Source organism: Flavobacterium hungaricum, from assembly GCF_015182285.1.
Taxonomy (GTDB): Bacteria; Bacteroidota; Bacteroidia; order Flavobacteriales; family Flavobacteriaceae; genus Flavobacterium; species Flavobacterium hungaricum.
In genome coordinates, this window is record NZ_PRDM01000006.1 from 348,257 (window position 1) to 360,727 (window position 12,471).

Annotated in this window: 12 protein-coding genes; 10 read left to right on the forward strand and 2 right to left on the reverse strand. The window is 34.8% G+C overall.

Annotated elements, in window-relative coordinates; genetic code table 11:
- Window positions 1–13: 13 nt before the first annotated feature.
- A complete protein-coding gene (locus C4F50_RS23595) occupies window positions 14–310 on the reverse strand; it encodes a hypothetical protein (RefSeq protein WP_194141088.1) in 297 nt (98 codons plus the stop codon).
- 223 nt (window positions 311–533) lie between these two features.
- Here C4F50_RS23595 and C4F50_RS23600 point away from each other — a divergent pair, with 223 nt between their 5' ends.
- The 9 genes from C4F50_RS23600 (at window position 534) to C4F50_RS23640 (ending at window position 10,608) form a co-directional block, all read left to right on the forward strand.
- The gene (locus tag C4F50_RS23600) at window positions 534–992 is read left to right on the forward strand and encodes a DNA-packaging protein (protein ID WP_194141089.1); all 459 of its coding nucleotides are present in this window, start codon (window positions 534–536) and stop codon (window positions 990–992) included.
- Window positions 993–2,213, forward strand: a complete 1,221-nt coding sequence (locus tag C4F50_RS23605) for a terminase large subunit domain-containing protein (RefSeq protein ID WP_194141090.1) — start codon at window positions 993–995, stop codon at window positions 2,211–2,213.
- The gene (locus tag C4F50_RS23610) at window positions 2,189–2,806 is read left to right on the forward strand and encodes a hypothetical protein (RefSeq protein ID WP_194141091.1); all 618 of its coding nucleotides are present in this window, start codon (window positions 2,189–2,191) and stop codon (window positions 2,804–2,806) included. The genes C4F50_RS23605 and C4F50_RS23610 overlap by 25 nt, the downstream gene beginning before the upstream one ends.
- Window positions 2,775–3,224: a hypothetical protein gene (locus C4F50_RS23615; RefSeq protein ID WP_194141092.1), complete on the forward strand. Its 450-nt coding sequence runs from the start codon at window positions 2,775–2,777 to the stop codon at window positions 3,222–3,224. The genes C4F50_RS23610 and C4F50_RS23615 overlap by 32 nt, the downstream gene beginning before the upstream one ends.
- Before the next feature lie 49 nt (window positions 3,225–3,273).
- Complete coding sequence (locus tag C4F50_RS23620) at window positions 3,274–3,732, forward strand: hypothetical protein (RefSeq protein ID WP_194141093.1); 459 nt, start codon at window positions 3,274–3,276, stop codon at window positions 3,730–3,732.
- 103 nt (window positions 3,733–3,835) lie between these two features.
- Window positions 3,836–4,993: a hypothetical protein gene (locus C4F50_RS23625; protein WP_194141094.1), complete on the forward strand. Its 1,158-nt coding sequence runs from the start codon at window positions 3,836–3,838 to the stop codon at window positions 4,991–4,993.
- On the forward strand, window positions 4,990–7,521 hold the full coding sequence (locus C4F50_RS23630) for a hypothetical protein (RefSeq protein WP_194141095.1): 2,532 nt from the start codon (window positions 4,990–4,992) through the stop codon (window positions 7,519–7,521). The genes C4F50_RS23625 and C4F50_RS23630 overlap by 4 nt, the downstream gene beginning before the upstream one ends.
- Window position 7,522: 1 nt before the next feature.
- Window positions 7,523–10,354, forward strand: a complete 2,832-nt coding sequence (locus tag C4F50_RS23635; protein WP_194141096.1) for a hypothetical protein — start codon at window positions 7,523–7,525, stop codon at window positions 10,352–10,354.
- On the forward strand, window positions 10,342–10,608 hold the full coding sequence (locus C4F50_RS23640) for a hypothetical protein (RefSeq protein WP_194141097.1): 267 nt from the start codon (window positions 10,342–10,344) through the stop codon (window positions 10,606–10,608). Before C4F50_RS23635 ends, C4F50_RS23640 begins: the two co-directional genes overlap by 13 nt.
- Before the next feature lie 261 nt (window positions 10,609–10,869).
- Here the strand turns inward: C4F50_RS23640 and C4F50_RS23645 are convergent, their stop codons facing one another.
- Window positions 10,870–11,079 carry a hypothetical protein gene (locus tag C4F50_RS23645; RefSeq protein WP_194141098.1) on the reverse strand — a complete coding sequence of 70 codons (210 nt, stop codon included), beginning with the start codon at window positions 11,077–11,079 and terminating at the stop codon, window positions 10,870–10,872.
- Window positions 11,080–11,237: 158 nt separating this feature from the next.
- On the opposite strand from C4F50_RS23645, the gene C4F50_RS23650 reads away from it, so the two are divergent.
- Window positions 11,238–12,470 carry a hypothetical protein gene (locus C4F50_RS23650; RefSeq protein WP_194141099.1) on the forward strand — a complete coding sequence of 411 codons (1,233 nt, stop codon included), beginning with the start codon at window positions 11,238–11,240 and terminating at the stop codon, window positions 12,468–12,470.
- The last annotated feature ends 1 nt before the right edge of the window (window position 12,471 follow it).

The window sequence follows — 12,471 nt, forward strand, 5'->3', positions numbered from 1 at the left end:
TCTCGTTTTAAATTTAGTTAATTACCTTTCCGTATAAATCCCAGTGAATACATTTCTTATCTACTTCAATTCTTTCGATTAAGAACTTTTTGTTTTCCATCAAGATGATCATTCCAACTTGGTATCCGGCTGATGTTGTTGAGAAGTAATCTAGGATTTCGTTGCTTTCATCATACATGAAAATGTTTTTATTTAACTCCTCATCGATTGAATACTTAACCCAGTATATAAACCAATCTTCTAACATCTCTTTTGGTTTTCTAATAAGGTTCTCTAACCTTAACGCCCAGCTTAATTTTCTTTTTTTCATTGTTTAAATTTTAATTGTTAATAATTGTTTCAATTCTACCCTACAAAGATACGTAACATATTTGTTACGTGAAACAATTTTAACATTTATTTTTTATTTATTGGTAACAATTATTGTTATAGTGTTGAATATTAAATGCTGATATGATTGATTTTATTAATTTCTACGGTAACAAATATTGTTACTATAAATTGTATATTTGTTGTGATCAAAACTCTTATTAATGGCAGCGACGAAAAATAATCAATGGTGGAAATTAAGATCAAAGCACGGTAGAGAAAAGCTTTTTTCATCTCCAGAAATGCTTTGGCTTTCTTGTGTTGAATACTTTGAGGCCACCGACAAACGCAAATGGAATAAGGTAGATTACAAAGGGGCAAAGAATCAAAAAGTTTTAATACCAACGGAAACGCCATACACTTTAACAGGCTTAAGAATCTTCCTTGACATCGATAATCAGACGTGGATTAACTATAAAACAAAAGAGCCTTACAAAGACTTTTTCGAAGTCATTACACGCGTGGAAGAAATAATTTACACCCAAAAATTTGAGGGCGCTGCAGTTGGTGCATTTAATCCGAATATAATTGCCCGCGATCTGGGATTGATCGAAAGAAAAGATATCAAGTACGATACAGAGATTAAACCGATAGAGTTTACAATAATCAAGAATAAGAAGTAAATGGAACTGTTAGAACATCAAGCCGAATTTATTGAAAGCAATTTCATTCATACGGGTATTGTTGGCGGTTTCAGATCAGGTAAGTCTCAAGCTGGAGCAATTAAGACTTGTTTAAAAAAGCTTGCTTATCCAGGAATCGATGTTGCTTACTATCTGCCTACGTATGGTTTGATTAAAGATATCGCTTATCCAAAGTTTGAGAAGTTACTTTCTGATTTTGGAGTTCAATACGTTCTTAACAAAACTGATCATGAGTTTATAACTCAGTTCGGTAAGATCATTTTAAGATCAATGGATAATCCAGATACTATAATCGGTTATGAGGTCGGATATAGTTTGATTGATGAGGCTGACATCTTATCGACTACACACATGAAAGATGTGTTTATTAAAGTAGTTGCAAGGTTAAGTGTTCCGCTGCCGGATGGTGCTTCAAATAGTTTGGACTTTGTTTCAACGCCTGAGGGCTTCAAGTTCTTATACGACTTCTTTGTTAAGAATCCACATGAGAACAAAAAGCTTATTAAAGCACAAACGAAGAATAACCCGTTTATATCGGAAAGCTATATCAGTACTCTAATGATGAGTTACACCGAAGAGCAGTTAGAAGCTTATTTGAATGGCGAGTTTGTAAACCTAACAAGCGGTACCGTTTATCGAAACTTCAATAGGGTTGCAAACCATTCAAACAGGACCATTCAGAGCAATGATATACTTCATATCGGAATGGACTTCAATATTACTAAAATGAATGCTGTTGTTCATGTTATCGACGGAACTAAGAAGACGGCAGTTGCTGAGATAGTGAATGCATATGACACACCTGAGATGTGCGGACTTATAAAAGAGAAGTTCCCAAACCACAGCATTGTCATATATCCTGATGCGAGTGGAGATAATAGAAAGTCAAGTGGGAAGTCGGATATCCAGATATTAAAAGATAACAAGTTTGTTGTTAGAAAACTGTCGAAGAATCCATTTGTTAAAGATCGTGTGAACGCGGTTAATATTGGATTTAAACCAGCTAAAGGCGAACCGACATATTATGTTAATACAAACACATGTCCAGTATATACAGAGGCATTAGAGCAGCAAGCATATAAGAACGGCGAACCAGACAAAACAACTGGATTCGATCACATAAATGAGGCGGGAGGTTATTTCGCTTATTACCAAACAAACAAAGTACAAGGCTCATGGGGTACAAGCAAGTTAGCATAGATAAAGTATTTAGCAGCAGATTGATGTTGACGCAGTATTCTGGACTATCTAAGGAGGTTCGGGATTTCGTCAATTATACTGTTCTGGATTGTTTGAAGCTGAACAGCCAACTTAGATTAAGAGGCGTGTTTAAAAGTAAGGTTGTTAAACCGAAGCAGGATAACTTTTGGTTTTTGTCTTGGTCAGATATCATTGAATTGCGAATGGCCATTGTTGATGAGAATATGTTTGAGGTGTTTAAGATCGTTTTCGGCATAACTGAAAAGGACTTCATCAAACTTGAAATGTTCAATGCATTTGCGGTTTATGGATGGATTGCAAAACAAGTATCGGAGATGATTAAGATCGAGTTTCAAGAACTGTCAAATGATCTTACGGATGAAGAGAAGAATGCGGGTGCGGAGGAACTTCAGGAGTTCGGATATAGTTTGACACTTGATGTATTAACGAAAGGTGATCTGTTAAAAAGCGATGACTGGTTAAGGATTGCTTACGCTAAGATATTCCGCAAGTTGTGCATTGACAAGAAGAGATATGATATAAACAAAACATTACAAGAAAATGCTAGTAGAAAACTTAAAAGAGATAGTTGAACAGCTTAATGCGTTAACCACTGAACCTAAGTGGAACTTTAAGTATGGTAAGGATGATTGGCAGAATCTTGGAGATTACCAAAAAGATGAAGAGCTGCCGTTTGCTGATCGCCAAAAGTACTTATTGCTTTTATGGAAAGATCGAGGTTTCACAATCAATAAGCACGGCGCAATAACTTCTTATAGATATAGTGGGGAGATGGTGTTGCTTGTTAGGTCTAAGTTTAGTGACCCGACTTACGAATACAAATATGAAACTCACATTAAGAATTTAGAAGCCGAATCCGAAAGAATCTATAATGCCTTTTTGGAATGTGACGGATGGTCCATTTCAGCATGGAGTGAAATTGAAGTGTCAAACATCTATGATACCAATATGGACGGATTAAAGATAAAATTCAGTATCGATTATGAGTAATGCTTTTAACACTAGAGATAACGAAGCAATTTACAATAAGTATTTAGAGATGCTTAGAGTTAAGCTTATTGCAAAATACGATGAGTTAGGTCTTCGTGCTTCTGGGTTATATGCTGATTCATTAGAACCAGAAGTGACACCAACCAAAATGATAATGTGGGGCGCAGATCATTCTTACTACATGGAGAACGGTCGCGCTTCTGGAAAGTTCCCGCCGTACAATCCAGATACTGGAACGTTTGACGAAATAAGTGAGTGGGTTGATAAGAAAGGTATTTTACCAGCTGACTTTGCAGAGAATAAAAAAGGGTTTGTTTTTCTAGTTGCTAGAAAAATAGCGACTGAGGGAATCACAGTTCCGAATGAACACAACAAAGGTAAAGTGATAACTGAAGTAGTAGATGATTTCCTTGCAAACGATTTGGCTAAGATGCTGGATGAATTAGGCGAAGTGTTCATGAGTAGAATCCAAGTAGATGTTTTAGAGATTTTTAGAGAAGTAGCATAATGAGAGCATTTAGAAGAAATATAATTAAAGTGATTTTAACCATTTACGCAGTTATGTGGATTGCGTTTTTTGTTCTGTATTCAATTTTTAACACAATCAAACAATGGCTATAGTATTTTCAAAAGACATTCCAACGGATAAGTTGCTTACTGCGTACAATAATCATATTGTACAGTTTAGCTCTGATTCGCCAATTGCTCCTGCCACAGCTCAAATTGTTGGTTTAGGAATTGACGTGCTGCTTTATCCACATCCAAACGGAACTTTCTATTTCAACTTTCAAGAATACATTGCAGCAGAGATCAATACAAAAAACTTCTCTGATGATACAGCTCACAATTTAGACGAAACGAACTCTGATACATTTACTTATGATGTGTCAGATGGGTTTTATTTGGAGGGTACGGTAATAATCAGGATAAACTTTGTTGATACAACAAGTGAAGCAGTATCAAGAGATTTGAAGTTTTATGTTGGAGTTGACCAGATAACCGACTATAAGAAAAATCAAATATTATTTGTTCCTAACCAATTGGCCATTCTATCTCCAGTAGAAGATCGTTCGAACAATTCATGCTATTTGAGATACTGGTCCGGTTATCCTTTTGAATTTACTTTCTATAATCCAAATAATCCGACATCACCATTTGTTTTAAAGAATAATTCAAACGGATTAGATCATCAGTTTTTATCAAAAGGGAAGTTCAATTCTCTGTATGTATCGGACGGACGAACAGATATCAACATTGAGAACTTCTTACCATTAGTAGATGGAGAAAACAATCTTCAGTTTTTTATCGGTGTTATTAATCAGAATCTGAACTTGACATTATACAAAGAAGAGGCCCGCTGCGGAGTGTACGTTAAATTCTTAAACAAGAACGGCCGTTTCAATTATTGGTTAATGGATAAACGTCACTTCATTACTAGAACTGCAAAGTATGGCTCAGAGATCGAAAATGATTTTTACAATTTAGAAGACACCTCTTCGCCAACTTTACAGACAGGAAAAACGGGAGATGAAACAATAAGATGTGCAGCCGAGAGATTGTCTGACCGTGACCGTTTAATTTTTGAGGGAATTATTGACAGTCCTAAAATATACTTATTTACTGGTGAAAGATTTTCAAAAGCGAATCTTAACGACTGGATGGAAGTTCGTTTAAAAACATCTTCATTTCAAGTTAAAGAACCTAAGAAGAAACTTTATAGCTATTATGTAGAGTTTGATTTACCAACCAGATACATGCAAACGTTATGAGTTACATGCTTTACATAAACGGAAAGTTGATAAAGCTTTCAGATGCTAAGCCAGTAGCTCAAACTAAACAAGTGAATGACCTGGCAAAGTTCTCAAGTCGTCAAACCAATTTTACAAATAAGTTCATTGCTCTTCCATGCGCTGAGAATGTGCGAAACTTAGATAGAGTTGGTTTGGTCGGCAATCAATCCAATTTACCATACGAAAGAGCAGTGGTCGATTTGTTTGATTCCATAACTGGAGAATGTTTGATTTACAAAGGCTGGGGCAATATAACTCAAATGACAGATGGTAAAGGATATGAGATTTATGTTTACGATGGTAACATTGATTTTTATAAAGGAATTGAGGGGTTAACGTTAACAAATGTTGGCATATCCGAGTTGAATCACGTTAAAAACTTAGATAATGTTATTGCTTCTTTCGCTGGAGATTTAAATTACATGTATATGATAGCCGATTATAACGGTAACAATATCACATCAACGGGAGCTTTAAATATAGATTATCAACTTCCAAGTGCAAGAACAAGTTACTTGTGGGATAGGGTTTTTCAATATACTGGATTTACGTACACAGGATCTGTTTTCTCATCCGAAAAGTTTTTAAATCACTGGATGACATTTCCAAAACCAGTTCCAACATTAGAGCCGATTGTAAATCTAATCACATCACAGAATTCTGAGATTGGACAAAATTCAAGTGCTGTTCCAACGGGAACCGGTATTGAGTATGTTCATTTCTATTACTCCATTATATTCCCAAATGCTTTTGATAATGCTTATGCATCTAATAATAATTCTTATACAGTAATAAAACAAACAGGAGTATTTAGAATTAAAGCATCGGGAAATTTTTCAAACAATGCAGGAACTTCAAGTTTTCTAAACTGGACATTAAGAAGTTCAACGGATGAAGTAAAAGAAACAGGATCATTTGATACTGCTGTAACTACTGCAAATATAAATGTTGCTGTAGGTGATAAGCTTTACATCAGTTCTCCTTTGTCTGGTTACATTGGTGGAGGTGTGAATAATCCTCTTACTGGTTCTATGATCACCACTTTAGATTATGTAGTCGGTTATGATGCAAATTTTGAAGAAGCTCTTTTGGATTTCAAAGCAAAGGACTTTATAAATGAGATCATGCAGTCTTTCGGACTTACAATGTTCAAAGATAAATACTCAAACAACATCGATTTTAGAACAATAAAAGAGATTGTGCAAAGTGAGGTAGTTGAAGATTGGTCTGGAAAGTTCAATGGAAAAGCAAATGAGAAATACATCTTTTCTAACTATGCTCAAAAGAATATTTTCAAGTATCGATATAATGAAGAGAACTCAAGTTATAACGATGGTTTCATAACTGTTAAAAATGAAAACCTTGCCGAAGAAAATCCAATCCTGACTTCAAAAATTTACAGCCCGGAGAGGCTTAAAGTTTATGTTGCTGGATTGCTTTTGCGTACTTATAAATTCTGGAATAAAGAAATTAAAGATGATAACACAGTTGATTATAAAGAGCTGACAGGGAGATATTATTTTCTGCGAAGTAAAGAGCATTCATTTGGTAGTCCGATTGCAATCGGTTCTGAAAGTTTGAATACTGAGACAACGATAAATACAATTCAAATTGAAAATTATTATCGATTAAACTTTCAAGAAATCATTTATGATAATTATTCAGAAATGGAAAGTCTATTGGATAAATCAAAAACATTGGAAGCAAATTTTAATCTTACCACAAGAGACGTTGCTAACTTCACATTTAAGAACTTGATTTATATTGATAAGCTGGCCAGTTACTACATTGTAAATAAGATCGTAAACTTCATAAAAAACAAACCAACCAAATGTGAGATTATAGAAGTTGATTATCGTAAGACGATGGCACCGCCAGAAACTAATCCAGGTACTTACATTACCATAACAAGTATTGAAACTTCAGGTTGCGATGTAATTATTCATTTTGAAACTGATGCTGATTTACCTGTAACAATAATGGTTGTCGGACAGCCAAATTCTTTTGGAATAGTACCGCCACCTGAATTTGGTCCAGAAAGATATTTCAATGCTATAGTAAATCCAACAACAAACACCATTACTATTACGGTTTTATCTGGTGGATTCTGGGATTTTAATTTAGAGTTGATTGGTCAGTCAATTCAATCTAATCATGTGATGTTTGAAAATAATTCTACATGCACATTTACTCCTCCAGAACCTGAGTTGACATTTATCACAATTACACACATGCAAAATATTTCAATTGATGTGAGTACTAATACAAGAACAATTAGAATTGATTTTGATACAGATTTACCGCTTCCTAATGAAATCACTTTTGGAAGTTATGATCTGTATAACTTTTCATTGCCATCTACTATTCAAGTTTCAGAAAAGTATATGATAGTTGACGTTCCATACAAAGGAAACGGATTGTTTGGAACAACAGTAGTTCAATGGATTGTAAACCTATCAAAAGATAATGTAGTATCACAATTTGTAAATGTTATAGAAGATTTTTAAGATGGCAGAAAGAAGAAGAATAATAGAATTAGATATTGATGTTGATGCGATCATTTCAAAATCATCTCAATTAAAAAAAGAACTTGACCAATCAAGAGAAGCTCAGGCTGCATTAAAAAAAGCCGGAGATACTTCAAGTGATACTTATGTCCAGTTGTCAGCAAAGATCGCGAGACTTTCTTCTGATTATAATCAGAATCAAAAACAGTTGGTTAATCTACTTAGTGTAGATCGAGAGTTTCTTTCTGTAAATGAAAAGATCACTTTAGCATTAGATCAAGAAAACAAATCGATCAATGATGCAAAAAAGAATAATGAAGAGTTAAAGAAAATTCGAAATGAATTAAACTTAGCAGATGAGGAACAACTCAAATTGCTGGAGCAGATAAATGCCAGAATTGATGAGAATGATAAGTTTATAAAAGAGAATGTTTCAGAACTCGAAAAGCAAAAAATTGGTATTGGAGATTATACAACGGCCATTAAAGATGCAATAGCAGAAAGTGGATTGTTCGGAGGAGAACTAAAAGTTATTGGAGATGCGCTTAAACAAACCTCAAAGTTATTTCAGCCAATCAAAGATGATATTGTTGAGACAGCGCAAAACATGCGAAACGCTGCCGATGGAACAGAATCGATGACATTAGCTCAAAAAGCTATGACCATCGCAACCAACTTAGGTACCGGAGCGATGAGAATATTTGCATTAGCTATTGCTGCAACTGGTATTGGTTTACTTGTTATTGCAATCGCCTTATTAATTTCTTATTTGAAAACCTTTACTCCTGTGGTAGATTTTGTCGAACAGGCGATGGCAGGACTTGGAGCAGTTATAAAAGTAGTTCAGCAAGGTATAATGTCTTTTGTTACTGGATTGAGTGATCTGGGAGGAACTCTAAAAAAGATTGGTTCTTTTCTAGCTGACCCAATCAAAGGTTTTAAGGACATGGGTAAATCAATGGGAGAAGCTTATGATGAAGCCGTTAAGCTTAAAAAAGCTCAACAGGATTTGGAAGATGCTATGGAGGGTCAGGAGATTGCAACGGCTAAGAATAGAGCCGAGATTAACCGTTTAAACATTCAGGCAAAAGACAGAACCAAATCAGAAGAGGAGAGATTGTCATTACTTCAAAGAGCGTCTAAATTAGAGGAAGAAGATTTTCAACAGCGAAAAGCAAATGCAGATGAACAAATGAGACTTGCCCTTTTGCAGATTAAAAACGAAGCTAAGTTGACTGCTGCGGAATTTGCGGAACTTCAAAAGAGAGGATTTGCATATAAAGAATTCGTTGAAAGTAAAACCAATAATACAGATGAGCTTTTCGATAATTTGAAGAAAGCTATTCTTGCAAGTACAGATATTGAAAATGAGTTTTACTCTAACCAAGAAAAAAACATCAACAAACAAAATAAGTTGTTGGAAGATCAAGAGGCCGCGAGAGAGGCAGCACGTAAGAAAGCAATTGAAGATGCAAAAAAAGCAGAGGAAGCTCGACAAAAAATATTAGATGATGCAGCACGTAAGGCAAAAGCGGAACTTGATTTGTTTATTTCTCAACAGGGAAATCGCGCAAAATCTCTAGCAGAGGGATTGAAGTATGAAGAGCAGATTCGCGATAAGAAATTAGATATCGCACAAAAAGAGTTTGATGCATCTAAGAAAACTGAGATCGATAAGCTTAAGTTGTTGACAGATCAAAACAACATCAAGAATGAATATTTAAAAGCTCAAACAAATGTTGTTATAGCTTTGGCCGATCAGGAACTACAAGCTTATTTAGACAACAACAAAACTAGATTAGATGCAAATAAGTTCTTAACTGACGAGTTAGTAACACAGGAACTTGACCGTTTAAATAGGATATCTGAAGCCGAGGCAGCGTTTCAAACTAAACGGTTAGAAGAGGGAGTTATCAATGCTGAAGAATACAACGCTCAAATTAAAGCAATCGATGATAAGTTTGATGAAGAAAAGAGGGCTTTAATTGATCAGAAAGCACAGGAAGATAAAGATAAGAAAGCTATTGACGAACAGAACGAAGCCGATATTCTAGCACTCAAAGTAGAAAATGAATATCAAAGTTTAGTTGCTAATCTTGAGAGAGCCAGAACGGCAGAAGTTGCGGCTGCAGAAAAAACAGGAGCTGATACTGTTATCATAAATAAAAAATATGATGCTTTAAAGAAGCAGTTAGATGCAAATTATTACAACGCAAAATTAGCAGTAGCGTCAAGTACATTTGGAAGTTTAGCGGATTTACTTGGTAAAGAAACTGCAGCGGGTAAAGTTGCAGCGACAGCTCAAGCAACAATCGATACATATCTGGGAGCAGTTAAAGCTTACCAATCTTTAGCAGGGATTCCTATTGTAGGGCCAGCACTTGGAGCAGTTGCTGCGGGAGTGGTAGTCGCTGCAGGTTTGGCAAACATATCTAAGATCAATTCTACAAAAACAGATGTTAAACTTGCAAAAGGTGCGGTTGATCTGGACGGACCAGGTACCGGAACCAGCGACAGTATTCCAGCGATGTTATCAAAAGGAGAATCAGTTATCACTGCCGAAGCGACTAAAAACAATAAAGGATTGTTGCGAATGATGAATGCAAATTCTGGAATAGATTTTTCAAGCCAGTTCCTGCCATCATCAGTTATTCAGATGTACAGTAATACAAATAATTCTCAGGGAATTGATTATGATCTTTTGGGAGCTAAAGTAGCGGAAGCAAATCTTAATCTGCCAAAACCTAAAGTATTTACGGCAGTCACAGATATAAATTATGAGCAAGAAGATTACGCAAAAATAGTAGACGGAGCAGACTTATGGGCAAGTTAGATGATATATTAAATGGATGGAGTAATTATCTTCAGGGAGATGATGTGGCAAATTTAGAATTAGCGAAAGAACGCGCAGAAATATGTATTAAATGTCCTGCAGCTAAGTTCGGATTACACACAGCGATACTTCCTGATTACTCAATTTCGGAAATCCAAGGCATGTATTGCAGTAAAAAAGAGGGCGGTTGCGGTTGCCCTCTTTCAACTGCTGTTAGAAGTAAAAATTATAAATGTCCAAAAAAACTTTGGTAACAATTATTGTTACTATATTTGTAATATGCTGTACGTAAAACTAAAACATAAAACAAAAGAAATTAAAGAACTTACAAAACTAGGTTTGATAAATCCTAACTGGATTCGTAATCTCGAAATTTTTGAAAAGTTTCATTTTTATATTAATGATGGAAGTAGTAAAATGGATGCTTATCATTTTTGTTCAGCCGATTTCAAAATACATTGGGAGATGATAAAAAAAATAGTTTCCAAATTATCAAAATAAAAAAAGTACCTAACTCATAGGTACTTTTTAAGTTTTGCAATTGCTTGTTTTTCATCGCTTGTAATGATTTTTTCAAGCGGAAATCCATCTCCTTTTTTTCTCATCCAAGTTTGATATTCTTCATAATCTCTATCATTTTTCATTCTGGCTTTTTGTTCCTGAATGTATGGATTTGCATTTTCTCTTATCTTTTTTATAAAAGCAAATCGATAGATTTTGTTCATCAAAACAAAAACAAGTTTAATCCAGAGATAGCAACCAAGCAATAAAAATAATGCTCCGATTACGTATAATACTATCATAAAACAAAGATAGGTAATTTTTATTACCTAACCAATGCAGTTTTTTAAAGTAATTTTACGGTAACAAAAAATGTTACTGTATGAATTCTAAATATTTCAAAGCGCTCCCTAATTTCTCATCAACAAACATTAATGTTGATAAGGAAAATGGAATTTTAAAAAATACTTGTATAGCACAATTTGGAGACAATCAAAATGATAGTTATTTCGATGAGCTGTTTTTAAATGATTTAGTAAAAACTGGAAACGAATCTGATGGAGGAATAAAATCCAGATTCGGACATCCTAATATGTGTAGTACTTCTTTTGGAACGTACATTGGCCGTTACAGAAATTTTAACATTCAAGATGGCAATGTGTATGCAGATTTACATTTGGATTCAATAACCAAACAAACAGAAGTTGAGGGCAAAGGAGTTAAAATGTTTGATTACATCATGCATATGGCAGACACTAATCCTGATATGTTTGGAAATTCAATTCATATATTTTCTCAAACTTATGAAAAACCAGTAAATGGCAAGGTTAAAGTATTACATCAACTAGAAAAATTCAAAGCAGTTGATTTGGTTGATGATCCTGCGGCAACTGATTCTCTTTTTTCTTCAAACCCTAACGACTTAGGTGTTGTTGTAACTACTTTTTTAGACAACAACCCCAAAATTTTTGATACAATTTCAAAAAAACCAGCGATTATTCAAGACTTCTTTGACCGATATGCTAATTATTCTAATCGTAAATCCTTAATAAATTTTAATATGAGCTTTTTAGACAACCTAAAAAAGAAATTCAGCAATAAAAAAGAGGGTGAAACATTCGATATAGACATCACGCTGGCTGATGGCTCAATCGTAACTGTTGTCACCGAAGCTGAAGAGCCAAAAGTTGGCGATCAAGTAGTCGATGATACTGGAAGCAAAGTCAAAGACAACGAACATTTACTTCCTGATGGAAGTGCAATTGTAACTGTTGATGGGGCAATTACAGAAATAAAAGACGCTCCACAAGGTGGAGGGGATGAAGAGCCTAGTAATTCTGAAGTGATGAATTCAATTAACAGATTGGCTAATTCTTTCTCTGTTTTTCAAAAGCAATATGCAAAAACACAAAAAGACAACGAAGCTGGATTTGATCTAATTGCAGATCAGTTTGAAAAATTTGACAAAAAAATTAGCCTGTTAGGTAAAGGAATTAAGTCAAAGTATGAAGCCCCTCCAGCAGAACAAGGGAACAGAGGTAAAGGCACCAGCACCTATGACGCGGATGCAGCCCGTGAAACACGTGAGGCAATTAAAAAAAGAAATAATAAATAAG

Coding starts and splice junctions, on each gene's coding strand:
- C4F50_RS23595 (WP_194141088.1), bottom strand. CDS start 310: ATGAAAAAAAGAAAATTAAGCTGGGCGTTAAGGTTAGAGAACCTTATT.
- C4F50_RS23600 (WP_194141089.1), top strand. CDS start 534: ATGGCAGCGACGAAAAATAATCAATGGTGGAAATTAAGATCAAAGCAC.
- C4F50_RS23605 (WP_194141090.1), top strand. CDS start 993: ATGGAACTGTTAGAACATCAAGCCGAATTTATTGAAAGCAATTTCATT.
- C4F50_RS23610 (WP_194141091.1), top strand. CDS start 2,189: ATGGGGTACAAGCAAGTTAGCATAGATAAAGTATTTAGCAGCAGATTG.
- C4F50_RS23615 (WP_194141092.1), top strand. CDS start 2,775: ATGCTAGTAGAAAACTTAAAAGAGATAGTTGAACAGCTTAATGCGTTA.
- C4F50_RS23620 (WP_194141093.1), top strand. CDS start 3,274: ATGCTTAGAGTTAAGCTTATTGCAAAATACGATGAGTTAGGTCTTCGT.
- C4F50_RS23625 (WP_194141094.1), top strand. CDS start 3,836: ATGGCTATAGTATTTTCAAAAGACATTCCAACGGATAAGTTGCTTACT.
- C4F50_RS23630 (WP_194141095.1), top strand. CDS start 4,990: ATGAGTTACATGCTTTACATAAACGGAAAGTTGATAAAGCTTTCAGAT.
- C4F50_RS23635 (WP_194141096.1), top strand. CDS start 7,523: ATGGCAGAAAGAAGAAGAATAATAGAATTAGATATTGATGTTGATGCG.
- C4F50_RS23640 (WP_194141097.1), top strand. CDS start 10,342: ATGGGCAAGTTAGATGATATATTAAATGGATGGAGTAATTATCTTCAG.
- C4F50_RS23645 (WP_194141098.1), bottom strand. CDS start 11,079: ATGAACAAAATCTATCGATTTGCTTTTATAAAAAAGATAAGAGAAAAT.
- C4F50_RS23650 (WP_194141099.1), top strand. CDS start 11,238: ATGAATTCTAAATATTTCAAAGCGCTCCCTAATTTCTCATCAACAAAC.